Source organism: Neorhizobium sp. P1_A6 (genome assembly GCF_056406795.1).
Map to the genome: position 1 here is coordinate 280,690 of NZ_JBFTZM010000005.1, position 22,041 is coordinate 302,730.

24 protein-coding genes are annotated in these 22,041 nt (G+C 63.0%); 12 read left to right on the forward strand and 12 right to left on the reverse strand.

Annotated features, from left to right (window positions below; translation table 11 throughout):
• Positions 1-45 precede the first annotated feature (45 nt).
• From AC1D3C_RS13055 to treZ, 4 genes are all read right to left on the reverse strand, one after another.
• A complete protein-coding gene (locus AC1D3C_RS13055) occupies positions 46-330 on the reverse strand; it encodes a hypothetical protein (protein WP_038544725.1) in 285 nt (94 codons plus the stop codon).
• Positions 327-1,655, reverse strand: a complete 1,329-nt coding sequence (locus AC1D3C_RS13060) for an NAD(P)/FAD-dependent oxidoreductase (RefSeq protein WP_477483179.1) — start codon at positions 1,653-1,655, stop codon at positions 327-329. The genes AC1D3C_RS13055 and AC1D3C_RS13060 overlap by 4 nt, the downstream gene beginning before the upstream one ends.
• A gap of 352 nt (positions 1,656-2,007) precedes the next feature.
• Entirely contained in the window at positions 2,008-4,551 is a 2,544-nt protein-coding gene (gene treY / locus AC1D3C_RS13065; protein WP_477483180.1) for a malto-oligosyltrehalose synthase, read from the reverse strand.
• Complete coding sequence (gene treZ / locus AC1D3C_RS13070; RefSeq protein ID WP_477483181.1) at positions 4,548-6,359, reverse strand: malto-oligosyltrehalose trehalohydrolase; 1,812 nt, start codon at positions 6,357-6,359, stop codon at positions 4,548-4,550. Before treZ ends, treY begins: the two co-directional genes overlap by 4 nt.
• A gap of 186 nt (positions 6,360-6,545) precedes the next feature.
• Here treZ and AC1D3C_RS13075 point away from each other — a divergent pair, with 186 nt between their 5' ends.
• The 7 genes from AC1D3C_RS13075 (at position 6,546) to AC1D3C_RS13105 (ending at position 14,085) form a co-directional block, all read left to right on the forward strand.
• The gene (locus AC1D3C_RS13075) at positions 6,546-7,676 is read left to right on the forward strand and encodes an acyl-CoA dehydrogenase family protein (protein WP_477483182.1); all 1,131 of its coding nucleotides are present in this window, start codon (positions 6,546-6,548) and stop codon (positions 7,674-7,676) included.
• Between the two features lie 10 nt (positions 7,677-7,686).
• Positions 7,687-8,454: an SDR family NAD(P)-dependent oxidoreductase gene (locus AC1D3C_RS13080; RefSeq protein WP_477483183.1), complete on the forward strand. Its 768-nt coding sequence runs from the start codon at positions 7,687-7,689 to the stop codon at positions 8,452-8,454.
• Between the two features lie 38 nt (positions 8,455-8,492).
• A complete protein-coding gene (locus AC1D3C_RS13085) occupies positions 8,493-9,725 on the forward strand; it encodes a thiamine pyrophosphate-dependent enzyme (protein WP_477483184.1) in 1,233 nt (410 codons plus the stop codon).
• Positions 9,726-9,927: 202 nt separating this feature from the next.
• On the forward strand, positions 9,928-10,941 hold the full coding sequence (locus AC1D3C_RS13090; RefSeq protein WP_038544714.1) for an alpha-ketoacid dehydrogenase subunit beta: 1,014 nt from the start codon (positions 9,928-9,930) through the stop codon (positions 10,939-10,941).
• Between the two features lie 3 nt (positions 10,942-10,944).
• Positions 10,945-12,249: a dihydrolipoamide acetyltransferase family protein gene (locus AC1D3C_RS13095; protein ID WP_477483185.1), complete on the forward strand. Its 1,305-nt coding sequence runs from the start codon at positions 10,945-10,947 to the stop codon at positions 12,247-12,249.
• A 15-nt stretch (positions 12,250-12,264) separates the two neighbouring features.
• Positions 12,265-13,662, forward strand: coding sequence for a dihydrolipoyl dehydrogenase (lpdA, locus tag AC1D3C_RS13100; RefSeq protein WP_477483186.1), 1,398 nt, complete (start codon positions 12,265-12,267; stop codon positions 13,660-13,662).
• Positions 13,663-13,731: 69 nt separating this feature from the next.
• Positions 13,732-14,085 (forward strand): DUF4087 domain-containing protein, encoded by a 354-nt coding sequence (locus AC1D3C_RS13105; RefSeq protein ID WP_437179026.1) that lies wholly within the window; start codon positions 13,732-13,734, stop codon positions 14,083-14,085.
• 56 nt (positions 14,086-14,141) lie between these two features.
• Here AC1D3C_RS13105 and AC1D3C_RS13110 read toward each other — a convergent pair whose 3' ends face one another.
• From AC1D3C_RS13110 to AC1D3C_RS13120, 3 genes are all read right to left on the reverse strand, one after another.
• Positions 14,142-14,828, reverse strand: coding sequence for a metallophosphoesterase family protein (locus AC1D3C_RS13110; RefSeq protein ID WP_477483255.1), 687 nt, complete (start codon positions 14,826-14,828; stop codon positions 14,142-14,144).
• Between the two features lie 107 nt (positions 14,829-14,935).
• A complete protein-coding gene (locus AC1D3C_RS13115; RefSeq protein ID WP_038549547.1) occupies positions 14,936-15,730 on the reverse strand; it encodes a nucleotidyltransferase family protein in 795 nt (264 codons plus the stop codon).
• Positions 15,731-15,896: 166 nt separating this feature from the next.
• Positions 15,897-16,157, reverse strand: coding sequence for a hypothetical protein (locus tag AC1D3C_RS13120; RefSeq protein WP_477483187.1), 261 nt, complete (start codon positions 16,155-16,157; stop codon positions 15,897-15,899).
• Positions 16,158-16,313: 156 nt separating this feature from the next.
• Between AC1D3C_RS13120 and AC1D3C_RS13125 the strand changes: the two genes are divergently transcribed.
• Positions 16,314-16,502, forward strand: a complete 189-nt coding sequence (locus tag AC1D3C_RS13125; RefSeq protein WP_038544703.1) for a DUF3008 family protein — start codon at positions 16,314-16,316, stop codon at positions 16,500-16,502.
• Positions 16,503-16,615: 113 nt separating this feature from the next.
• The gene (locus AC1D3C_RS13130; protein ID WP_247138380.1) at positions 16,616-16,861 is read left to right on the forward strand and encodes a hypothetical protein; all 246 of its coding nucleotides are present in this window, start codon (positions 16,616-16,618) and stop codon (positions 16,859-16,861) included.
• 318 nt (positions 16,862-17,179) lie between these two features.
• Here the strand turns inward: AC1D3C_RS13130 and hutX are convergent, their stop codons facing one another.
• Both hutX and hmuQ read right to left on the reverse strand, forming a co-directional pair.
• Entirely contained in the window at positions 17,180-17,698 is a 519-nt protein-coding gene (gene hutX, locus AC1D3C_RS13135) for a heme utilization cystosolic carrier protein HutX (RefSeq protein WP_477483188.1), read from the reverse strand.
• Between the two features lie 7 nt (positions 17,699-17,705).
• Positions 17,706-18,053 (reverse strand): heme-degrading protein HmuQ, encoded by a 348-nt coding sequence (gene hmuQ, locus AC1D3C_RS13140; RefSeq protein WP_037076909.1) that lies wholly within the window; start codon positions 18,051-18,053, stop codon positions 17,706-17,708.
• Positions 18,054-18,216: 163 nt separating this feature from the next.
• Between hmuQ and AC1D3C_RS13145 the strand changes: the two genes are divergently transcribed.
• The 3 genes from AC1D3C_RS13145 to AC1D3C_RS13155 are packed head-to-tail and all read left to right on the forward strand — an operon-like array spanning position 18,217 to position 20,968.
• The gene (locus AC1D3C_RS13145; protein WP_477483189.1) at positions 18,217-19,101 is read left to right on the forward strand and encodes a heme/hemin ABC transporter substrate-binding protein; all 885 of its coding nucleotides are present in this window, start codon (positions 18,217-18,219) and stop codon (positions 19,099-19,101) included.
• Positions 19,101-20,189 carry a FecCD family ABC transporter permease gene (locus tag AC1D3C_RS13150; protein ID WP_477483190.1) on the forward strand — a complete coding sequence of 363 codons (1,089 nt, stop codon included), beginning with the start codon at positions 19,101-19,103 and terminating at the stop codon, positions 20,187-20,189. Before AC1D3C_RS13145 ends, AC1D3C_RS13150 begins: the two co-directional genes overlap by 1 nt.
• Positions 20,186-20,968, forward strand: a complete 783-nt coding sequence (locus tag AC1D3C_RS13155; RefSeq protein WP_477483191.1) for a heme ABC transporter ATP-binding protein — start codon at positions 20,186-20,188, stop codon at positions 20,966-20,968. The genes AC1D3C_RS13150 and AC1D3C_RS13155 overlap by 4 nt, the downstream gene beginning before the upstream one ends.
• 11 nt (positions 20,969-20,979) lie before the next feature.
• Here AC1D3C_RS13155 and AC1D3C_RS13160 read toward each other — a convergent pair whose 3' ends face one another.
• Genes AC1D3C_RS13160 through AC1D3C_RS13170 form a run of 3 tightly spaced genes read right to left on the reverse strand, consistent with a single transcriptional unit; the run spans position 20,980 to position 22,029 of the window.
• The gene (locus tag AC1D3C_RS13160) at positions 20,980-21,336 is read right to left on the reverse strand and encodes a YbaN family protein (RefSeq protein WP_105414712.1); all 357 of its coding nucleotides are present in this window, start codon (positions 21,334-21,336) and stop codon (positions 20,980-20,982) included.
• Between the two features lie 20 nt (positions 21,337-21,356).
• Positions 21,357-21,680, reverse strand: a complete 324-nt coding sequence (locus AC1D3C_RS13165) for a helix-turn-helix domain-containing protein (RefSeq protein WP_247037887.1) — start codon at positions 21,678-21,680, stop codon at positions 21,357-21,359.
• A complete protein-coding gene (locus tag AC1D3C_RS13170) occupies positions 21,670-22,029 on the reverse strand; it encodes a type II toxin-antitoxin system RelE/ParE family toxin (RefSeq protein WP_247137092.1) in 360 nt (119 codons plus the stop codon). The genes AC1D3C_RS13165 and AC1D3C_RS13170 overlap by 11 nt, the downstream gene beginning before the upstream one ends.
• Positions 22,030-22,041: the final 12 nt, after the last annotated feature.

The following is a 22,041-nucleotide window of genomic DNA, read 5'->3' on the forward strand; positions in this document are numbered from 1 at the left end:
CGGCGTGGGCTCACGCCGCCGTTCATGTTTGGCGGGTACATTTTCTCAGGTGCGGCGGCCGACTTCCCGTGCCAGATCCTCGAAACAGAACTTGGTGCCTTGCTCGTTCGCTTCGTTTGCCAGAAGCAGCAGCCGGATCGGAAATGCGATCGCCTTCTGATGGGACGTCGAGACTGCGAGCGGCTTGTCGTCGGCAAGCACGGTGCGTTCGGCCGCCTGCAGGGCGCTCTGAATGTCGGCATGGGAGACGACACCCTTTTCGACCAGAAGCCGGTTGATCGCGGCAACGGCGAGATAGAGGCCTTCGAGCTGCGGATTGGCGGTGTTCATGTCTCTGTCCTTTGCGTGGAAGACGGAACCGAGGTGGCGGCATTTTCATCGATCAGCCGCGCTCCGCGCTGCTGGGTCAAGTAACGCCAGATCCATTGTACGCTAACCAGCAGGCGTTTTTCAAAATTGACGAGCAGGTAGACATGGACGAGCGCCCAGAGGAACCAGGCGACCCGACCTTTGAGAGTCCATTTGCCGAAATCGAAGATCGCGGCATCGCGGCCGATGACGGCGGTATTGCCACGGTTGTGGAACCGGAAAGGCTGGGGCGCCTTGCCGTCCAGCAGTCTCGCCCGCAGCGCCTTGCCGAGATATTGCCCCTGCTGCTTGGCGACCTGGGCGAGCGCCGGCAGCGGCTTGCCATCTTCCGCAAGCCCCAGCGCCGTGTCGCCGATCGCAAAGATATCCGGAAAGCCGGTGATGGAGAGGTCCGGTTCGACCGGAATGCGCCCTCCCGCCTTGCCTTCGATGCCGAGCCATCTGGCTGCGGGCGAGGCTTTGACACCCGCACCCCAGATGACGCAGCTGGTGCGGAAACGCTGCGAGCCGGCGATGACCTCGTCCCTGGTGACGGATTCGACGGCCAGATTCGTCATCACCTCGACGCCGGCCTTCTCCAGGGCCTTCAGGGCGTATTGGGTGAGGTTGTCGGGAAAGGTGGCGAGGATCTTCGGGCCGGCCTCGATGAGGATGACCCGCATGTGATCCGGCTCGAGCTTGCGGAAATCGCGGGTGATCATGAAATGGCCGAGTTCGGCGATCGCGCCTGCCATTTCGACGCCGGTCGGACCGCCGCCGATGATAACGCTGGTGAGCAGCGCCTTCTTTTCTTCCGGATCATGGGAAAGCTCGGCCTTCTCGAAGGCGAGCAGCAGTCGCTGGCGGATCAGCCTTGCCTCGTGGATGGTCTTCAGGCCCGGCGCCCAGGCGCGCCAGTCGTCATGGCCGAAATAGTTGTAGTCCGAGCCGGTGGCGATGACGAGGCGGTCGTAAGAGACCGACGTGCCGTTATCGAGCGTCACGGTCTTAGCTGCGGCATCGACGCCGGTGACCTCCGCCAGCATGACGTTGATGTTCTTGAAGCGCCCCAGCGTGCGGCGGATCGGCTCCGATATGTCGGCGGGTGACAGTGCGGCGGTCGCGACCTGATACAGGAGCGGCTGGAAAAGATTGTGATTGCGCCGGTCGATGACGGTCACGTCGATGGGGCTGTTGCCGAGCGCTCCGGCAGTCGCCAGCCCGCCGAAACCGGCGCCGACGATGACGACGCGTGGTGGGTTTGTTTCTCCGCCCGTCATGCCGTTCTGTAAAGTTTCATCGGCCATATTGCCCCACCCATTTGGCGGGGCAGGACCCCGCTAGACGTTCGTTCAACCCACGTCAGGCTCGTTTGTTCCGGGCATGTTTTTACCGGAACCTTTTACGCCTGTCGTCGTTCAATTTCACGACATCAAAAGGAGAAAGTCATGAACAGCATCGTTTGGTTGGTCGGCGCGGTCGTCATCGTCATCGCTGTGCTTAATCTTGTCGGGTTTGCTTGATTTTTCAATGAATCCAATCGGAAGCCTTGCTTCCACCGGTATCCGTGAACCCCAAGCCGAAGAATATTGATAAGGCGCCGTCTCCCAAGGATCGGCGTCTTCGCTTTGTAAAAGGCTGGTTCGAGGTGCGAGCGGATCATTCCGCAAGGAGAAGCGCGAAGGGATGGTCTGCGAACACCAAGTTGACAGCGATGCGATCCTTGGGATCGACGACCTTGCCGGTGCAGACATCGCGATAGCGGCGGTGCCCCAGCCTTTCGGGCAGAGTTATCTCCGTTTCCGCCCAGCGTTCGGACCGAGACGGGGCAAGGCCCGCATGCAGCGCGCTGAACACCAGCCGCGGGGCGATGACGATGAAGGCGTCGTCCATGTCGGCGCGGGCGAAGGCTATGACGTTGTCAGCGCGCTTGCCCGACGCTCCGAGCGGCAGATATTCTCCCCGCCGAAACAAGGTCGGTGCCTCCTGGCGAACGCGCAGCAGGGTGGCGATGACATGCTGTTTCAGCCGGCCGCTCTGCCATTCTCCCTCCTCGGTGGAGGCAAGCTTTTCCCTCTCCGTAAGTCGCTGCTGGAGCCCGCCGAAATCCGGCTCGCGGCGGTTGTCCGGATCGACGAGGCTGAGGTCGAGGCCCTCGCTGCCCTGATAGATGTCGGGTACGCCCGGCGCCGTCAGCTTGATGATCGTCTGAGTGACGCTGTTCACCAGGCCTGCTCGGATGAAGGGGCGCAAGGTATCGGTGAAGTCGGTCAGGAAGGCCTGGTTGCTGGGTGACAGAAGCGTGCGGGCGTACTCCAGGACCGCCTTCTCGTAGGTCCCATTTGGAGCGTCCCAATTGGTGCGCAGCTTCGCCTCGCGCAGTGCCTTTTCGACATAGCCGAGGAGACGTGTCTCCAGCGCCTTGAGGCCTGCTGCTTCTTCGGTGTGGAGATCGTTTGGCCAGGCGCCGGCGAGCGCCTGGTAGAGCATCCATTCGACCGCAGGTTCCGGAGCGGGTCCGTCGTCCAGCGCGCGGACGGCTTGGCTGTTGATCCTGCGCCAGCGATCGACGGCATCGGCCCAGAGGTCCGGGGCCTCGGTGATTGTATAAAGCCGGGCGCGGGCATCCTCGCCGCGCTTGGTATCGTGTGTCGAGGTGCCAGACAGGGCGTCGGGCTGCCTTTCCAGCCGCACCTGCATTTCCGCGTGGAAGCGATCGAGCGAGAAGCTGCGGGGCAGCGGTTCCGCTCCGACCTCGTTCAGAGCCAGCGCCATGTGCTGCCGGAAGAACAGGGTGTCCTCCACGGATTTCGCCATCAGCGGGCCGGTGAGCTGCTGGAATCGGGTACGGAAGATCGATGCCTGACTGGCTGCCGCCTGCTCGACATCGCCGACCAGGATCCGTTCGAGGAAGGCGAGCGCCGTATGCTCCGGCGGGTTTGGGCCGTTGCGCACCTTGTCGAGAACCTTCGCCAGCATCTCCCGGCCCTCCGGCGGAATGCCCTGCCGGGTGCCATAGGTGCGATAAACCGGGAAGGCGACGAGCAGTTCCCGCAGCGCCGACTTCACCGCCGCCTCCGACAGAGCGGATTCGCGGTCCTCCGTAGGCTGGATCTGCATGGCGATATTCAGCAGCGTCGAGACCTCGCCGGCGAAATTGTTGTCGGCCATCAGGAGCTTTGCGGCGCGCAGCTCGGCTTCCATGTCGACCGGTTGGCCGGTCATCCTTTCGTAGCCGCCACGCAGTTCGTCCAGCTTGCGGCCGTCGACCAGGGCATCGCTGACGGCTGCGATGAACTCGTAACCGGTCGTGCCGGAGATCGGCCAGTCTGCCGGGATCTGTTCGCCTTCTCCGAGGATCTTTTCGACGGTGATGTAGCAATCCGGCCCGGCCTCCTGCCGCAGGCGTTCGAGATAACCCTTCGGATCAGCGAGGCCGTCGACGTGGTCGACGCGCAGGCCGTCCACCTTGCCGTCATGGACGAGTTCGAGGATCAGCCGGTGCGTGTCGTCGAACACTGCGCCATCCTCGACCCGCACGCCGGCAAGTCCGGTAATCTCGAAGAAACGGCGATAGGAGAGTTCACGCGGCGCATCCCGCCAGGACATCAGCCGGTAGGGCTGCTGGTCGTGCAGTCTGGCAATCGCGGCGCGGTCGGTGATCTTCAGCACTTCCGTCTCGCGCCCGGCGTAACTTGCCGAGGCCAGCGGATAAAAGGTGTCGTAGTAGGCCAGTGCCGGCTTGCCGGTTTTCGGATCGGCCTTGAGGGAAATCTCCCCGGCTTCCAGTACCTTTTCGACCGTGTCGCCGAGGAAGGGCAATGTCAGGCGCCTGGTACAGTCGATATCGAAATGGCGAGCATATCGGCTCTTCTCGCCATTTTCGACGACATCGCGCCACCAGGAATTTTCCAGCGACGCAGCCATGTGGTTCGGAACGATGTCGAGGATCAGGCCGAGCCCCTCGGCCTTCAACGCCCTCACCATGCGTTCGAAACCGTCGTGGCCGCCGATCGCGGGGTCGATCTCATTGGCGTCGGTCACGTCGTAGCCATGGGTGGAGCCGGTCGTGGCGGTGAAGATGGGCGAGGCGTAGAGGTGGCTGATGCCGAGCCGCTTCAGATAGGGCACCAGTCCGCTGGCGCGATCGAAGGTCATGCCGTTGCGGAACTGGATGCGATAGGTGGCGGTCGGGATCATCATGCGGCGTCTCCGACAGCTTCGAAACGGACGAGCACGGAGTTGGGGGGCAGGTCCTTCGCCTGTTCCGGCCATGCAAAGATCACGCTGCCTGGCATGTCCGGCAGCGCCTGCGCCTTTTCGCCAAGGTTGAGCGCCATCGAGAGCGTGCCTTTCGGGAAGACCCAGGAGACCGCGAGGAAGCCCTTGTCGGTCCTCAGCACCTTGCCGGAGCGACCGCCCGCGGAGCCGAGCAGGGGCATCACGATCTCCCGCCGCAGTTTCAGAAGCGCCTTGGTAAACTCCAGCCAGTCCTTACCGTTCGCTGATTCCAGCTTCTTCCAGTCGAGCCTGCAGGCATCGAAGGTCTTTTTGGCATTGGGGTCGGGGACGGTCTCTCCCTCGTGGCCCGCATGCCCTTCGAACTCCTTGCGGCGGCCATCGCGCACGGCTTTCGCGAGATCGCCATGGAAATCGGTGAAGAACAGGAAGGGATTGGTCTCGCCATATTCCTCGCCCATGAAGAGGAGCGGGATATGCGGCGATAGAAGCAGCATAGCGAGCAGCGGCTTCACCTTGTCGGGGCCTGCAAGCTCGATCAACCTCTCGCCCTGGGCGCGATTGCCGACCTGGTCGTGGTTCTGGATGAAATCCACGAAGGCGACCGGCGGCTGATCGAGGCTCGATACGCCGCGCTTTTTACCGGTCTGCGGCGAGACTTCGCCCTGATAGGCGAAACCTTCCGCCAGCACCCGCGCCACCAGCATTTCCGGCTCCCAGGCGAAGTCCTTGTAATAGGCATGCGTCTCCCCGGTCGCCAGGACATGGGCGGCGTTGTGAAGGTCGTCGTTCCATTCGGCGGTGAAGAGCGGCGCCTTGCCGTCCTCGTCGCGGGGGTGCAGGAAGGTGACGTTGCGGGCGTCCTCGGTGGTCAGGTGGATGGCGCGTTCGGGGATCTCGGCGCGGATACGCTCGGCGATCTCGATCAGTACATGTTTTTCGGAGGGATCGTTGATCTGGTCGATGGCGTCGAAACGCAATCCGTCAAGATGGAATTCCTCCAGCCAGTAGAGCGCGCATTCGGTGATGTAGCGCCGCACCGGCTCGACGTCATAGGCGATCGCGGCACCCCAGGGCGTCATCTTTTGCCTGTGGAAGAAGGCAGGCGCCAGAAGCGGCAGATAATTGCCCTCCGGGCCGAAATGGTTGAGCACGATATCGAGTACCACCGTCAGCCCGTGCCCGTGTGCGGCATCGATGAAGGCCTTGAAATCCTCCGGCGGACCATAGGCGGCATGAGGCGCATAGAGGAGCACGCCGTCATAACCCCAGCCGCGATTGCCGCCGAAATGGGCGACGGGCATGACCTCGATCATGGTGATGCCGAGGTCTGCGAGATAAGGCAGCTTGTCGACCGCGGCGCGGAAAGTGCCTTCTTCCGTAAACGTGCCGATATGGATTTCGTAGACGACCGTTTCTTCCCAGGGCCGGCCCTGCCATTCCGGATGCTGCCAGGTGTAGCTGGTCGGGTCGATCACCAGCGACGGGCCGTTGACGCTGTCCTTCTGTCCCCGCGAGGCGGGGTCGGGCACCACCATGCCATCGGCAAGGACATAGGCATATTCGGCGCCGGGGGTAATGCCGGTTGCAAGCAACTCGAACCAGCCGTCGTCGCTGCGGCTCATCTCGGTATCTTCGCCGTTCAGCCTCAGCGTCACGGTCTCCTGGCCGGGTGCCCAAAGCCGGAACCGCACTTCGCCGGCGGCGACATATTCGGCGCCCCACGTCTTTGGAAACGCGCGAAACTCGGTGACGGCATTCAGTTCCGGCATGCTGACCAGCCCCTGGTTGAGAGAGACCGGCAAACGGCCGAAGAGGCTTCGAGTTCCATTGTGGGGCACAGGCGCAATAAAATTGCGCGCGCGAGTAACAAATAACAAGTTCAAAGGAGTAGTCGCCGGCCCGGTTCAGTCCTAATTTAGCACTCATGCAGGCGGTTTCGGGGAGGAGATCAGTGCATGCTGACTGAGGAGGAAGAGCTTATCCGCTCGACTGCCGCGGAGTTTTCCCGGCAGGTGCTGAAACCCGGCGCTGCTGCGCGCGACAAGTCGCACGCGATCGAGCCGGACGTGCTGAAACAGCTCGGCGAGCTCGGATTTCTCGGCATGCGAACGGCGGAGGAATGGGGCGGCGTCGGCTGTTCCTATGTCGCCTATGCCTGCGCGCTGATGGAGATCGCCGCCGGCGATGGCTCGGTTTCGACGCTGGTCAGCGTCCACAATTCCCCGGTCTGCTCCCTCCTCGACATGCACGCTTCCGACGACCAGAAGGAACGGTTTCTCAGGCCGCTCGCCGAAGGCCGTCATATCGGYGCCTTCGCGCTGACCGAGGCCGATACCGGCTCGGATGCCGCGGCCATCCGCACCCGCGCCGTGAGAGACGGCAGCGACTATGTCGTCAACGGCTCCAAGATGTTCATCACGTCCGGCAAGATCGCCGGCACGGTGATCATCTTTGCGGTCACCGATCCCGCCGCCGGAAAACGCGGCATCTCCGCCTTCGTCACCTCGACCGATGTGCCCGGATTTTCGATTTCCAAGGTCGAGGACAAGCTCGGCCAGAAGGCGTCCGATACTGCCGCGCTGATGTTCGACAACCTGCGCATTCCGGCAAGCCAGCGGATCGGGGCGGAAGGCGCCGGTTTGAAGATCGCGCTGTCGGGACTGGAAGCGGGCCGGATCGGCATCGCGGCGCAATGCGTCGGCATGGCGCAGGCTGCCTTCGACGTGGCGCTCACCTATGCCAAGGAGCGCAAGACTTTTGGCAAGTTCTTGCTGGAGCACCAGGCGGTCGCTTTCCGGCTGGCGGATGCGAAGACCCAGATCGAGGCGGCCCGGCAACTGGTCCTGCATGCGGCGCGGCTGAAGGATCGCGGCGCGCCGTGTCTCGACGAAGCCTGCATGGCGAAACTGTTCGCCTCCGAGATGGCTGAAAAGGTCTGCTCCGCGGCGATCCAGACGCTTGGCGGCTACGGCTACATTACCGATTTTCCCGTCGAGCGCATTTATCGCGATGTCCGTGTCTGCCAGATCTACGAGGGGACGTCCGACATCCAGAAGATCATTATCGCCCGCGGCCTGGCGAACTGAGGAGGATGGGATGCGGATCGAAGGCGGAAATTTTCTGGTGACCGGTGCCGCTTCCGGCCTTGGGCTCGCGACCGCTAAAATGTTTGTCGAAGCGGGCGGTTGCGTTGCTTTGCTCGACCTCGATGAGACGAGTGGTCGGGCAAAAGCCGAGGAACTCGGCAAGGGCACGATCTTCGTGAAGACCGATGTGCGAAACGGTGAAGCGGTCGAAAATGCGGTTGCCAAGGCGGAGGCCGCCAACGGGCCGATCCGGGGCGCCGTGTGCTGCGCCGGCATCGCGCCGTCGGAAAAAGTGCTCGGCAGAGGAGGCGTCCATGGGCTCGAAAATTTTGCCCGCGCGCTGGAGATCAACACGATCGGCACGTTCAACGTGATCCGGCTGGCGGCGCAGGCGATCGCCAGGAGTGAGCCGAACGAGGAGGGCGAGCGCGGCGTGTTTGTGGCCACCGCCTCGGTTGCCGCCTATGACGGGCAGATCGGCCAGGCCGCCTATTCCGCCTCCAAGGCGGCGGTGGCCGGCATGACGCTGCCGATCGCCCGTGAACTGGCCCGCGACGGCATCCGGATGATGACGATCGCGCCCGGCATATTCGAGACGCCGATGATGGCCGGATTTTCCGACGAGGTACGCGCCTCGTTGGCCAAATCGGTGCCGTTTCCGCCGCGGCTCGGGCGTCCGGCCGAATTCGCGCGGCTGGTGCGCGACATTATCGAAAACCCGATGCTGAACGGCGAAGTGATCCGTCTCGACGGAGCGCTGCGGATGGCGCCGCGTTGAACGACAGATTTTGACCGGTTCTTTGGGAGGAGAAACGAATGACGGATGGACAGAGACTGAGCCTGCATGTGCCCGAGCCGGAAGTGCGGCCGGGCGGCAAGCCGGATTTCTCCAACGTGCCGATCCCGAAGGCCGGCTCGGTGCGGCGGCCGGAGGTGGATGTCGATCCGAAGGAGATCCGCGACCTCGCCTATTCGATCATCCGCGTGCTCGACCGCGAGGGCGAGGCGGTCGGCCCCTGGGCCGGCTCGCTGACGCCCGAGGAACTGATGGAGGGCCTCAAGCACATGATGCTGCTGCGGGTCTTCGACAGCCGCATGCTGATGGCGCAGCGGCAGGGCAAGACGTCCTTCTACATGCAGCATCTCGGCGAGGAGGCGGTCTCCTGCGCCTTCCGCAAGGCGCTTCTCCCGGGTGACATGAACTTTCCGACCTATCGTCAGGCCGGCCTGCTGATTGCCGGCGGCTATCCGATGGTCGAGATGATGAACCAGATCTATTCCAATGATGCCGATCCCCTGAAGGGGCGGCAGCTGCCGATCATGTATTCGGCCAAGGAGTTTGGCTTCTTCACGATCTCGGGCAATCTCGCCACGCAATATGTGCAGGCCGTCGGCTGGGCCATGGCATCCGCGATCAAGAACGACACGAAGATCGCTGCGGCCTGGATCGGTGACGGATCGACCGCCGAGTCGGATTTTCATTCGGCGCTGGTCTTCGCCTCCACCTACCGGGCGCCTGTTGTCCTCAATGTCGTCAACAACCAGTGGGCCATCTCCACCTTCCAAGGCGTCGCGCGTGGCGGCTCGGGCACCTTTGCCGCCCGCGGCCTCGGCTACGGGCTGCCGTCGCTGCGCGTCGACGGCAACGATTATCTCGCAGTGCATGCGGTCGCCAAATGGGCGGCGGAGCGGGGCCGGCGCAATATCGGCCCGACGCTGGTCGAATACGTCACCTACCGCGTCGGCGCGCATTCCACTTCAGACGATCCCTCCGCCTATCGCCCGAAGGAGGAGTCCGAGGCCTGGCCGCTTGGCGATCCGGTGATCCGGCTGAAGAACCACCTGATCCGTATCGGCACCTGGAGCGAGGAGCGGCACAAGCAGATGGAGGCCGAAATCCGCGACACAGTCGTCGCCGCCCAGAAGGAGGCGGAGCGCCACGGCACGCTGCATTCCGGCGGCCGGCCGTCGATGCGGGATATGTTCGAAGGTGTTTATGCCGAAATGCCGCCGCATCTGAAGCGGCAGCGGCAGCAGGCGGGGGTGTGATGATGGTTCTTTTTGATCTTGAAAGACCCCTCCCCAACCCCTCCCCACAAGGGGGAGGGGCTAACCCGGCCTCGCTGTCGCCTGATGTAAAATGGGGCAGTGCCACGAGTTGTCTCCCCCCTTGTGGGGGAGATGGCCGGCAGGCCAGAAGGGGGCTTGCTTCCTCCGATCTCGATGCCAACCTTTTCCGGGAGGCCCGCCCATGCCGCGCATGACGATGATCGAGGCGATCCGCAGCGCGATGGATGTTTCCATGGAGCGCGACGACGATGTGGTCGTGTTCGGTGAGGATGTCGGTTATTTCGGCGGCGTCTTCCGTGGCACCCAGGGGCTGCAGCAGAAATACGGCAAGACGCGCTGCTTCGATGCGCCGATCAACGAATCCGGCATCGTCGGCGTGGCGATCGGCATGGCGGCCTACGGGCTGAAACCCTGTGTCGAGATCCAGTTCGCCGATTACATGTATCCGGCCTACGACCAACTCACCCAGGAAGCGGCGCGGCTGCGCTATCGCTCCAACGGCGATTTCACCTGCGGCATCACCGTGCGGATGCCGACCGGCGGCGGCATCTTTGGGGGACAGACGCACAGCCAGAGCCCAGAGGCGCTGTTTACTCATGTCTGCGGCCTGCAGGTGGTGGTGCCGTCCAATCCCTATGACGCCAAGGGCCTGCTGATCGCATCGATCGAGAACCCCGACCCGGTGATCTTCCTCGAACCGAAGCGGCTCTATAACGGCCCGTTCGACGGCCATCACGATCGGCCGGTGACCTCCTGGGCCGGCCATCCGCTCGGCGAGGTGCCGGCAGAGCACTATGTCGTGCCGCTTGGCAAGGCGGTGGTGCGGCGGCCGGGTTCGGCGGTGACCGTGCTCGCCTATGGCACGATGGTGCATGTGGCGGAAGCGACGGCCGAGGAGACCGGTATCGACGCCGAGGTGATCGACCTGCGCACCCTGATGCCGCTCGACCTCGATACCATTGTCGCTTCGGTGAAGAAGACCGGTCGCTGCATGGTGGTGCACGAGGCGACGCTCACATCCGGCTTTGGCGCGGAACTGGCGGCACTGGTGCAGGAGCATTGCTTTTACAACCTCGAGGCCCCGGTCACCCGGGTTGCCGGCTGGGACACGCCTTATCCGCATGCGCAGGAATGGGATTATTTTCCAGGCCCGGCCCGCGTCGGCCGGGCGCTGCGCGACATGATGGAGGCCTGAGACATGGCGGAAAAACTCATCAAGCTGCCGGATGTCGGCGAAGGCGTCGCGGAAGCGGAACTGGTCGAATGGCACGTCAATGTCGGCGATCTGGTCCGCGAAGACATGGTGCTGGCGGCCGTGATGACCGGCAAGGCGACCGTCGAAATCCCGTCGCCCGTGGAAGGCGAGGTGACCTTTCGGCACGGCGAGATCGGCGACGTGATCGCCACCGGCACCGTCATCCTCAAGATCAGGACCGTGGGCGACGGCGCCGACGGCGAGGAGGAGCCGGAGATCGAGCTTCCGCTGTCCCAGCCCGAAGCTTTGTCAGTCGAACCGCAGAAGCAATCCGAGCCGGTGGTGGAAAGGCCGAAGCCTGCTCCGGAGGTTATTCCGCAGAGGCCGGCGGCTTCATCTGTTCCGAGGAATGTCGGAGTCCCCCGTGCCGAGGGAGAAAAGCCGCTGGCGCCGCCGGCCGTTCGTCTTCGGGCGAAGGAGGCGGGCATCGACCTTCGGCAAGTGCCGGGCACTGGCCCGGCTGGGCGCATTACCCATGAGGATCTGGACACGTTCCTGAACAGCCAGGGAGGCGGCGGAGCTGTCGCTGTCGGGCTGCAGCCGAACAGGGCGGTTCAGGAGGTCAAGGTCGTCGGCCTTCGCCGCCGCATCGCCGAAAAGATGGCGCTGTCGAAATCCCGCATCCCCCACATCACCTATGTGGAGGAGGTCGACATGACCGCGCTGGAAGAGTTGCGGACCCGCATGAACGGCACCCAGAAGCCCGGCCGGCCGAAACTCACCATCTTGCCCTTCCTGATGCGGGCGATGGTCAAAGCTATCAGTGAGCAGCCCGGCATCAACGCGCTTTACGACGACGAGGCCGGTATCATCCGCCAATATGGCGGCGTGCATATCGGCATCGCGGCGCAGACGCCCTCGGGCCTCGTCGTTCCGGTCGTCAGGCACGCCGAGGCGCGCGACATCTTCGACTGCGCCCGGGAAGTGGCACGCTTAAGCGAAGCGGCCAAGAACGGTACCGCGCTGCGCGAGGAACTGTCCGGTTCGACGATCACCATCAGTTCGCTCGGCGCGATGGGCGGCATCGTCTCGACGCCGGTCATCAACCATCCGGAAGTGGCGATCATTGGCGTCAACAAGCTTGCCGTTCGGCCGCATTGGGACGGGGCGCAATTCGTGCCGCGCAAGATGATGAACCTGTCCTCCAGCTTCGACCACCGGGTGATCGACGGCTGGGATGCCGCGAGTTTCGTGCAGCGCCTGAAGGCGTTGATGGAAACACCGGCGCTAATCTTCGTCGAGGAGTGAGGTGGAACAAGAACAATGAAAGAGATCACCTGCAAGCTCCTCGTCATCGGGGCCGGTCCGGGAGGCTATGTCTGCGCCATCCGGGCCGGCCAGCTGGGGGTCGACACGGTCATCGTCGAGATGGCGAAGCCGGGCGGCACCTGCCTCAATATCGGCTGCATTCCCTCCAAGGCAATCATCCATGCGGCCGACGATTTCGCGAAGACCGTCGCGATGGCGGCGGGCAAAAATGCAATGGGCATCAAGGCCGACAATCCGGCGATCGACCTTGCCAAAACCATGACCTGGAAGGACGGCATTACCGGCCGGCTGACGCTGGGCGTCGCGGGCCTCCTGAAGAAGGCTGGCGTCAAGATCGTCGTCGGCCGGGCAAAATTCCGGGATGGCAAGACGGTCGCGGTGGAGACCGAGACGGGCGAGCAGGTCATCCGCGCCGAAAATATCGTCATCGCCACCGGTTCTGCGCCGGTCGAATTGCCGATGCTGCCGTTCGGGGGCAAGGTCATTTCCTCCACCGGCGCGCTGTCCCTGACCGAGCTGCCGCAGCGGCTGGCGGTGGTCGGCGCCGGTTATATCGGCCTCGAACTTGGGCTCGCCTTTGCCAAGCTCGGAGCGAGCGTGACGATCGTCGAGGCGCTCGATCGCATCCTGCCGCTCTACGATACGCAGCTTACCCAGCCGGTCGCCAAGCGGCTCGCGGCTTTAGGCGTCGAGGTTTTGCTCGGCACCAAGGTCAAGGGCATTTCCTCGAATGGCGAGGCTCTGCTGGCGGAGACCGGTGCCGGCGAGGAGAAACGCATCGCTGCCGACAAGATCCTCGTCACGGTCGGACGAAAGCCGGTCACCGAAGGCTGGGGGCGCGAGGAGCTGGAACTCGATATGGACGGCAGGTTCCTGAAGGTCGATGAGCAGTGCCGCACCTCGATGCGCGGCATCTATGCGGTCGGCGACGTCACCGGCGAGCCGATGCTGGCGCACCGGGCAATGGCGCAGGGCGAGATGGTGGCGGAGATCGTCTCTGGCAAGCGCCGTTCCTGGGACAGGCGGGCCATCCCCGCCGTCTGCTTCACCGATCCGGAAATCGTCTCCGTGGGCCTGTCGCCGGACGAGGCGAAGGCGCAGGGCCGCGAGATCAAGGTCGGTCAGTTTCCGTTCGCCGCCAACGGACGCGCGATGACGCTATCGGCAGAGGAAGGGTTTGTCCGCATCGTGGCGCGGGCGGACAACCACCTTGTGCTCGGAATCCAGGCTGTCGGCGCTGGCATCTCCGAACTCTCGGCTGCTTTCGGGCTGGCGATCGAGATGGGGGCGCGGCTGGAGGATATTGCGGGGACGATTCATGCGCATCCGACGCAGTCGGAGGCGTTTGCCGAGGCGGCGCTGAAGGCGCTGGGACATGCACTGCATGTGTGAGCATATCGGTAGCAAATCGCCGTGGACGCGTGGATCGCCGCAGCGTATTCCTGTGTTGAACGGGAGGCGATGATGAAGAAACTATTTGCGATATGCTTTTCATGCTTGCTTGTGCCGGCGGCGGCGCTTGCCGAAACGCGTTGCGGCTGGCTGGTCAATCCGACGCCGCGCAACTGGACGCTGATCGATGCCCAGAATGAATGGCTAATCATGCTTCAGGGCGGCTACGAAGCCAAAGGCATGGACAAGATCAAGGACATGGCTGAGGGCGAGCATGTGACCATAAACTACAGCCATGGCTACGCCTGCTTTTGCATGAACGTTTCGACTGGCAAGGACGAAATCGTCCGGGAGATTTACTCCACCCGCCAGCTGCCCCTTTCAAAATGCCGACGCGATCCGGCACTCAGCGAGCCTAGATGAACAATTAGGCCTCCCGCCCGGTGTCCTGTCCAGAGGAGTTTGGTCGCGATAACGGCCTAAAGCTCGAGCAGCGCATACGGCTTTCCGGTCGGCTTCTCGATATGCGAGGCGACATTGTAGACAAGGGCGCCGCCCGGCGTCCTGCCTTCGTAGGTGCCGCGATGCGCGTGGCCATGAACCACAGCTTTCACCGGAAACCGGTCGATAGTCTCGGCAAGGCGCGACGAGCCGAGAAACGGATAAATCTCCTCCGGCTCACCGATCACGGTCTCGCGGATCGGCGCGTAGTGCAGAATGACCATGGCCCGTTCCGAGCGAACCTGGCGCAACGCGTTTTCGAGCCGCATGGTTTCCTCGACGCTTTCGGTGACCATGGCCTTAATGGCAGGCTCGCCGAACGAGCCGAGCATGTGGCGGCCGAAACCGCCGGCGAAACCCTTGGCGCCTGCAAAGCCGACGCCATTGATCTCGACGGCCTGGCCTTCCAGCAGGTTGATGCCGGCATCCTTCAGGATATGGGTGACCTCCTCGACGCAGCCGCATTCGTAATCATGATTGCCGAGCACGCCGACGATCGGGATCGAGCAGGAGCGCAGATCGGCGGCCAGTATTTCCGCCTCCTTCGGTTTGCCGAGATCGGTCAGGTCGCCGGTCAGTACCAGGATATCGGCAGCCTGCGAGATTTCGCTGAACAACTCCCTGTAGGACGCCGAACCGTGCTCCTTGATGTGCAGGTCGCCCATCGCTGCGATCCGCTGCTTGCCGTTCGCCTTCTTCGTCGATGCCTTGTCGCTGTCAGCCTTTTTTGTTTCCGTCTGGACGGTGACGCTCTTCGCGTCGGTTGCTTTGCTCACGCTAAGCCTCCTTCGGCCATTTCCTCTTCGACGCCGTCGCGAAGGTCGCCTTCGCCGCCGACGTCTGCAAAACCCCATTCCTTGACGTCGATCTCGAAATCCACCCGGCTGAACATGCGACCGCGGCAGATCTTCATCTGCGGCAGCGGCAGTTCGCGCTGCGCCTTCAGGCGGTCGAGCAGTTCGTCCAGAAGCCAGTCGGGCACCTTGTCGCGCTCGGTCGGGTAGATCCAGCGGAAGTTCAGGAGGTGGATCAGCAGCACTTCCCAATGCACTTCCATATGGCTCAGCAGCCGTTCCCAATCGATCTGGTCATGAGCGCGCAGGATCATATGGACGATGTCGCCGCCGTCATAGCGGTGGCGGAGCTGCACGAAACATTTCGACCAGATGAGTTCGGTCGGCGCGATGATGCGCACCTTGTGGCCGTTCATCTCGATCTGGCGGGCGTTTTCAAACCACGCGTCGCTGATCGGCATCGTGCCGTTCGAGGCGGCGAAGATGACGTCGAAGAAGTGCCGGCCCTTCTTCACCTTGCCGAGCCAGCGGTCGTCCTCGACCTCGATATGATAACCCTTGTCCTTGAAATGGGCGAGGATGCGGGCGTAGTCGCCGGCCTTGCAGAAGATGTCGAGATCCTTCGTCTGACGGGTGATGCCCGTATAGGCACTGATGGCGAACGTGCCGGCCAGCAGGAACGGGATATGGCACTTGGCCAGATCCTCGACCGCCTCGGCGACAAAGGCTTCGGAATCCGCGTCGGCAAGCGTCGGCGCAGCCTTCACCTCCATTCCCGGCATGGTGTCGACCGGGTGGGTAGCCTTCTCCCTCGGCAGATTCTGCGCGGCATTCGCTTCAGCATTCATTACGGATCTCCGAAATGTGGCTTCGCGCAGAGGAACACCCAGGCATGCCCGGAGGTTCCGTTTTCGGTCATTTTGCGACTGTCGTGACGCTTCAGCGTTCGGGATTATCGGCATTCGCCATAGGGCTGGCGCGGCCGTCCGGCTGGTCGCCGTCTTCGCGCCCGTCCCGGTCCTCAAGATCGCTCTCGACCAGATAGGCGTCGCTGCCGCCGAGCCTTGCGGCTTCCTTCAGCGCTTCCGGGTTGGTGGTGTCCAGTTGTTCGTCGTCCAATTGCTCCTGGAGCGCGTCATTGGTCTTGTTGCCGTCGGCTGGGGTCTTGCCGCTGTCGGCAGCTGGGCGTTTGGCGTCCATGGCGATGGTTCCTTTCTCTGATGTCGAGCCATTCCAGACATCCATCCGGGCTCATCTCTCAACCGTTGGCAACGCAACAGGTTCCGCCGGTGGCCTAGGCGGGAACCAAAGCCGCGGCTGACTGTTGATTAAGCGTGCAAACTTCAGGAGGCAGATATGCCAGCGAAATCCAAAGCACAGCAGAAGGCAGCCGGCGCGGCGCTTGCGGCCAAACGCGGCGATATGAAGAAGAGCGAACTCAAGGGCGCTTCGAAGGGCATGGAGAAATCCATGAGCGAAAAGCAGCTTGAAGATTTCGCCTCGACCAAGCGCAAGGGCAAGCCCGACCACGCCGCCCATCACTGACGAGATACCCGATTTGCCGAGACGCCAGATCGGGCTGCCGGTCCGAGACCGGAACTTCGCGGAAAGACGGACGTTCTTTGGGACGTTCGTCTTTTCGTGGAGGAGGAAAAGTCATGCCGCCTGAAACCATACCGCCTGAAGAACTCGACAAGACGCTGACCGCCCTGCCGCTGAGGATCGGCGTCTATATTCCGGACGACCTGATGGAAGACTGGTTTGCGCCTGGAACGGGCATGAACCCCGTGAGCGAGGCAGCCTTGAAGGCGGCGGAAGCCTACGGCCGCCGCTTCGAATGCGAGTTCAAATATTATCCGGAGCGTATGGAAGGCGTTTTCTGGAAATGGGTGCCGGCTCTCTAGCGCGTCTTTCAAGTCTCGATGAGCAAGCCTCGATGAGGCTGGAAAAGTCGATGAGGCGCGCCGCGCCGCTAAGGATCGCTCTTCTCTGCCTCATGGCCAAGCGATCGGTCCGCCTATGGCGCGGCGGCGCCTCATTCAATGACAATCACCTCAAGGGGCGGTACGGGGGGCTGAAACGATCGTAACGCAGCCGCCAGCCTGCYTCGCAAGGCCTGCCATGACGCTGCAAATGCACGAGAAAAGGAAAAGTTCCGCTGAAAAGTGATTCGAACGGTTATTTTTCGTCCGAATCACCAAAACTCACGGAGCGGCCACTGCTCAAGCGTAGCTGTTGCGCAGTGCTTCGAACTTCTGAAGCTGCTCGGCGATCAGTTCGCGTGCGGCATCCCGCTTCACGAAGACCTTGAACATCGCCGAACCCTTGGCATTCATGAACCAGACCGAGCAGGAGCGACGGCCGTGGAAGGCACGATCGACGAGGGTCACCGACGCGCAGTTATCCTTCTTGATGTGACCGCCGATCGGGCTGTCGCCGTGAATGTTGAACCAGCCATGCCCCTCCGAACCCATCGGCAGGGTGCCTTCGGCCTCCAGCACGATGTCTTCGGTATGGACGATGAACAGGACTTCGCCCCAGGTGCTCATCTCGGCCCAGATGTCGGCGAACCTCTCCTTGTCGGCGATGATCGCCGCGCCTTTCGGCAGGATTTCGAGGATCTCGGCGGGCGTCACGTCGGCATTGGCGGCGATCGCCTCGACGACGCCGTCGGGCTTCTCCGCCAGAGCGGTGAGAGCCCGTTGGCGACGGTCCGGGCTGATTTCGGAAACGGCGTTCATCGGGACCTCAGGCAGCAGCGTCGGCGCGCACGCCGTTCTTGTCTTCGTGGATGATCACTTCGAAACCTTCGAAATGCGGACCCGAGAGATATTCCACCTTGCCGCGGTTGTTGCCGGCATTCGCATGGGCGGCGCGGAACTGTTCCGACTTCGTCCAGGCCTGGAAGTCCTCGAAGGTTTCCCACACGGTATGGGATGCGTAGAGGGTGTGATCCTCCGCCTTCGGGCCCTTGAGCATGTGGAACTCCACATAACCGGGCAGCTCCGCGAGGCGGCCCTGGCGGCCGCGCCAGATGGCTTCGAACGCCTCTTCATAACCCGGCACGACGCGGAATCGGTTCATGGCGATGTACATGGATAGTCCCTCACTTAAAGTTTCACTTTCGGCTCAAGATATCTGCGGCCGGTCCCCTTGAAAAGCCTAAAAAACTTGCGTAGTCAACTCAAGTTATATCCGCCGGCCAGGCGGACCCGAGGCATATTGCGCCTCGATTTGAGCAGACAAGGAGCAGGGTATCATGGGGTCTTCCTTCACCTTGAGGGGGCTTTTCACAGCCGTCCTCCTGGGCACCGGTCTCGTCGCGGGCGTCGCGGCTGCATCCGACAAGGGCAATCCGGAGGCCAAGCGGATCGTTTCCATCGGCGGCACGATCACCGAGATCCTCTATGCGCTTGGCGCCGAGGACCGGATCGTAGCACGGGACTCGACGAGCTTCTATCCGGATGCGGCCAACTCCAAGCCGGACGTCGGCTATATGCGCGCCTTGTCTGCGGAAGGCATTCTCGGCCAAAAGCCCGATCTGATCCTGATGGAGCAGGATTCCGGCCCGCCGCCGGTCATCGAAATCCTCAAAGCCAGCGAAGTGCCGATGGTGGTCATCCCGACACCGCCGAAGGCGGATGCGATCGGCAGGAAGATCCGCGACGTGGGAGCGGCAGTCGGGCTTTCCGACAAGGCAGAGGCGCTTGCCGTGAAGACGGAAGAGGGGCTGAAGAAGCTCGCCGCTGACGTCGCCAAGATTCCCGGTCCGAAGAAGAAGGTCCTGTTCGTGCTGTCGCTCACCAATAACCGCGTCATGGCCGGCGGTGCCGATACGGAAGCGGGTGCGGTGATCGAAATGGCCGGCGGTATCAATGCCGCGCCGACGATCAACGGCTACAAGCCGCTCGCCGACGAAGCCGTCATCGCGGCCAAGCCGGATGTCGTGCTCGCCATGTCGCGCGGCGATCACGTCATGACGCCGGAACAGGTTTTCGCGATGCCGTCGATGCAGACGACGCCGGCTGCCGCCAACAAGGCGCTGGTCACCATGGACGGCCTGCTGCTGCTCGGTTTCGGCCCGCGCACCCCGGACGCTGCCCGCTCGCTCGCCGCCCGGATCTATCCCGGGGCGATCAACTGATGATGAAGGCGCTGGCGATGCCGTTCCGGCCGGCGGAGGATGGAGACCGGACCCGCCAGGGCGTCGTCATGCTTCTTCTCCTGGCGGTTATGCTGTTTGCCGCGTGCCTGCTTTCGCTCGGTATCGGCCCGACCGGCGTCGGCCTGCGCGATCTCTGGACCTATGCGACCGGCAACAGCGCCAGTCTGTCTACACAGGAACGGGTGATCCTCGAAGCGGTCCGCCTGCCGCGCACCGCGCTCGGCCTGCTGGTCGGCGCCGGGCTTGCCGTCTCCGGCGCGATGATGCAGGGCCTGTTCCGCAATCCGCTTGCCGATCCCGGCATCGTCGGGGTGACTTCCGGCGCGGGACTTGCCGCGGTTGCGGCGATCGTGCTCGGCAACGGCATTCTGGCGCCGGTCGCCATGCTGCTCGGCAACCAGTTCCTGCCGCTGATGGCCTTCTTCGGCGGTCTCTTCAACACCTGGGCGCTCTATCTCATCGCCACCCGCGACGGGCGGACGTCGACGACGGCTCTGATCCTGTCCGGCATTGCGATCGGTGCGCTTTCGGCGGCGCTGATGGGCCTGATGATCGTCATGGCCGACGACCGGCAGCTGCGCGACATTACCTTCTGGAGCCTCGGCTCGCTCGGCGGCGCCACGTTCGGCCGAGTGTTGTCCATTCTGCCTTTCATCGGCGCGGTGATGCTCATCATGCCCTTCGTGGCGCGCGGGCTCGACGCGCTGGTGCTTGGCGATGCGGCCGCGTTCCATATGGGGATACCGGTGCAGCGGCTGAAGAAGATCGTCATCGTCGCCGTCGCCGCCGCCTGCGGTTCGACCGTCGCTGTCGCCGGCTCGATCGGTTTCGTCGGCATCGTCGTGCCGCATCTGCTGCRCCTCGTCATGGGACCGTCGCACCGCTTCCTGCTGCCGGGCTCGGCGCTCGGCGGCGGCGCGCTCCTGCTTCTGGCCGATGCCGTTGCCCGTACGGTGGCTGCTCCGGCGGAACTGCCGATTGGCGTTATCACTGCCCTGTTCGGTGCGCCTGTCTTCCTCTTCCTGCTGCTGGGTAAAAACGGCGTCAACATGAGGGACATGCCATGATTTCCGCCGAGCACGTCACCGTCGCCCGCTCGGGCCGTAAACTGCTCGACAATGTCGGCATCGATCTCGAGCCGGGCCGATTCACCGTCGTCATAGGCCCGAACGGCGCCGGAAAATCGACGCTTATGAAGGTGATCTCCGGCGAGATGAAACCCGATATCGGCTTCGTCAGCTATCACGGTACCAGCGTCGATCTCTGCCAGCCGGTCGAGCTTGCCAAGCGCCGGGCGGTGCTGCCGCAGGCGACGCAGCTTGCATTTCCGTTCACAGCGCTCGAAATCGTCCGCATGGGCGCGGTGGCGCAAGGGGCGCTCAATCCGACCGAGCAGGCGCGCCTGGCCTTGTCTCGCGTGGGCCTGCGCGGTTTCGAAAGCCGGCCCTATCCGTCGCTGTCGGGTGGCGAGCAGCAGCGGGTGCAGTTTGCGCGCGCACTTGCGCAGGTGCCGCAGCCGGTCGCAGACGGCGTGCCGAGGGCGCTGTTCCTCGACGAGCCGACCGCGAGCCTCGACCTCGGACACCAGATCTCGGTGCTGGAAATCGCCCGCGACTTCGCCAATGCCGGCGGGATCGTGCTCGCCATCCTGCACGACCTCAACCTGGCTGCCGAGTTCGCCGACCATCTCGTGGTGCTGAACCACGGCCGGGTGGTGGCGGAAGGCGCCTGCACGGAAACGGTGAACGACGCGATCATCGCCAGCGTCTATGGAATAACCGGTGCCGTCGGCCGCCTGCCGGCTGCCCACATCCCCTACGTATTGCCGCAGTCGCGACACCGCTGACGATTGGATGGTCAGGTGTCCGGACGGGTGACGATGAAGGTCGCCGAGCCGAGCATGACCGCGGCCACCAGCGCCGCCCGCCACAATGGCGGCGAGGTGCCGAACCAGAACACCGCATAACTCACCGCCATCAGCGAGATCGCTGCGATCTTCGCCTTCCGCGCGATCGCACCCTTTTCCCGCCAACTGCGCAGCGAAGGCCCGAATTTCGGGTGCTCGAGCAACCATGCCTCCAGCCGCGGCGAGGAGCGGGCAAAACAGGCGACTGCCAGCAGCAGAAACGGAGTGGTGGGCAGGACAGGCAGGAAAGCCCCGACAATGCCGATTGCGACGAACAGCCAGCCGAGGGCGAGAAAAAGGAGACGCATGAAAACTCTTAAATGAAAAATTAGGCCAACATCTGAAGACCATGTTTGCGCACGATGTCCAGAAGTTTCAGCGCGGGCCCACTGGGGCGCTTGGCGCCGGTCTCCCACTTCTGCACGGTCGATTCGCTGGTGTTTAGATAACGGGCAAAGACCGGCTGGCTGACGTGATTGCCCTCCCGCAAGGCCTTGATCTCCTCAGGTCCAAGTTCCACCGGTACCGAAAGGCAGGTCTCGTCAAAGGTCCGCATTGTTTCCTTGTCGATCGTGCCGGCTTCGTACATGCCTTCCACGGCGTTATGGATCGCCTCGAAAGCATCGCTCTTAAATTTCCGGTTAGTTGCCATTGCAAATCTCCACCAGTGCGCCGCTTTTCAGTTCCGCATCGAAAGCACCGGGCGTCTTCTTTCGATAAAGTTCGGCCAGCTTGCGGAACGCCGCCAGTTCGTCATCGTCGATATTGGCCTGATCCTGTTTGGCGAACAGATAGGCATAGACCCAGAACTCGGCCGCTTTCGCCAGAATGATGGACCGATGCCGGTTGTCGTTGAGGCGCTTCTTGAAAACGCCGCCGCCGAGGTCATCCGCCTGACCCGAGGCAACCTGAGCAATGGCTTTGCAAAGCTCGCGGTCCGATATCCGGGCTTTCTTTGCCGCCTTGGCAAACCATGCCGTTTTGAATACCCGACCAAGCATAGTTGAATATAG

Excerpts from the sequence above, each read along its gene's own strand:
- AC1D3C_RS13055 (WP_038544725.1), bottom strand. The coding sequence starts at position 330 with ATGAACACCGCCAATCCGCAGCTCGAAGGCCTCTATCTCGCCGTTGCC.
- AC1D3C_RS13060 (WP_477483179.1), bottom strand. The coding sequence starts at position 1,655 with ATGGCCGATGAAACTTTACAGAACGGCATGACGGGCGGAGAAACAAAC.
- treY (WP_477483180.1), bottom strand. The coding sequence starts at position 4,551 with ATGATGATCCCGACCGCCACCTATCGCATCCAGTTCCGCAACGGCATG.
- treZ (WP_477483181.1), bottom strand. The coding sequence starts at position 6,359 with ATGCCGGAACTGAATGCCGTCACCGAGTTTCGCGCGTTTCCAAAGACG.
- AC1D3C_RS13080 (WP_477483183.1), top strand. The coding sequence starts at position 7,687 with ATGCGGATCGAAGGCGGAAATTTTCTGGTGACCGGTGCCGCTTCCGGC.
- AC1D3C_RS13085 (WP_477483184.1), top strand. The coding sequence starts at position 8,493 with ATGACGGATGGACAGAGACTGAGCCTGCATGTGCCCGAGCCGGAAGTG.
- AC1D3C_RS13090 (WP_038544714.1), top strand. The coding sequence starts at position 9,928 with ATGCCGCGCATGACGATGATCGAGGCGATCCGCAGCGCGATGGATGTT.
- AC1D3C_RS13095 (WP_477483185.1), top strand. The coding sequence starts at position 10,945 with ATGGCGGAAAAACTCATCAAGCTGCCGGATGTCGGCGAAGGCGTCGCG.
- lpdA (WP_477483186.1), top strand. The coding sequence starts at position 12,265 with ATGAAAGAGATCACCTGCAAGCTCCTCGTCATCGGGGCCGGTCCGGGA.
- AC1D3C_RS13105 (WP_437179026.1), top strand. The coding sequence starts at position 13,732 with ATGATGAAGAAACTATTTGCGATATGCTTTTCATGCTTGCTTGTGCCG.
- AC1D3C_RS13110 (WP_477483255.1), bottom strand. The coding sequence starts at position 14,828 with ATGGGCGACCTGCACATCAAGGAGCACGGTTCGGCGTCCTACAGGGAG.
- AC1D3C_RS13115 (WP_038549547.1), bottom strand. The coding sequence starts at position 15,730 with ATGGAGGTGAAGGCTGCGCCGACGCTTGCCGACGCGGATTCCGAAGCC.
- AC1D3C_RS13120 (WP_477483187.1), bottom strand. The coding sequence starts at position 16,157 with ATGGACGCCAAACGCCCAGCTGCCGACAGCGGCAAGACCCCAGCCGAC.
- AC1D3C_RS13125 (WP_038544703.1), top strand. The coding sequence starts at position 16,314 with ATGCCAGCGAAATCCAAAGCACAGCAGAAGGCAGCCGGCGCGGCGCTT.
- AC1D3C_RS13130 (WP_247138380.1), top strand. The coding sequence starts at position 16,616 with ATGCCGCCTGAAACCATACCGCCTGAAGAACTCGACAAGACGCTGACC.
- hutX (WP_477483188.1), bottom strand. The coding sequence starts at position 17,698 with ATGAACGCCGTTTCCGAAATCAGCCCGGACCGTCGCCAACGGGCTCTC.
- hmuQ (WP_037076909.1), bottom strand. The coding sequence starts at position 18,053 with ATGTACATCGCCATGAACCGATTCCGCGTCGTGCCGGGTTATGAAGAG.
- AC1D3C_RS13145 (WP_477483189.1), top strand. The coding sequence starts at position 18,217 with ATGGGGTCTTCCTTCACCTTGAGGGGGCTTTTCACAGCCGTCCTCCTG.
- AC1D3C_RS13155 (WP_477483191.1), top strand. The coding sequence starts at position 20,186 with ATGATTTCCGCCGAGCACGTCACCGTCGCCCGCTCGGGCCGTAAACTG.
- AC1D3C_RS13160 (WP_105414712.1), bottom strand. The coding sequence starts at position 21,336 with ATGCGTCTCCTTTTTCTCGCCCTCGGCTGGCTGTTCGTCGCAATCGGC.
- AC1D3C_RS13165 (WP_247037887.1), bottom strand. The coding sequence starts at position 21,680 with ATGGCAACTAACCGGAAATTTAAGAGCGATGCTTTCGAGGCGATCCAT.
- AC1D3C_RS13170 (WP_247137092.1), bottom strand. The coding sequence starts at position 22,029 with ATGCTTGGTCGGGTATTCAAAACGGCATGGTTTGCCAAGGCGGCAAAG.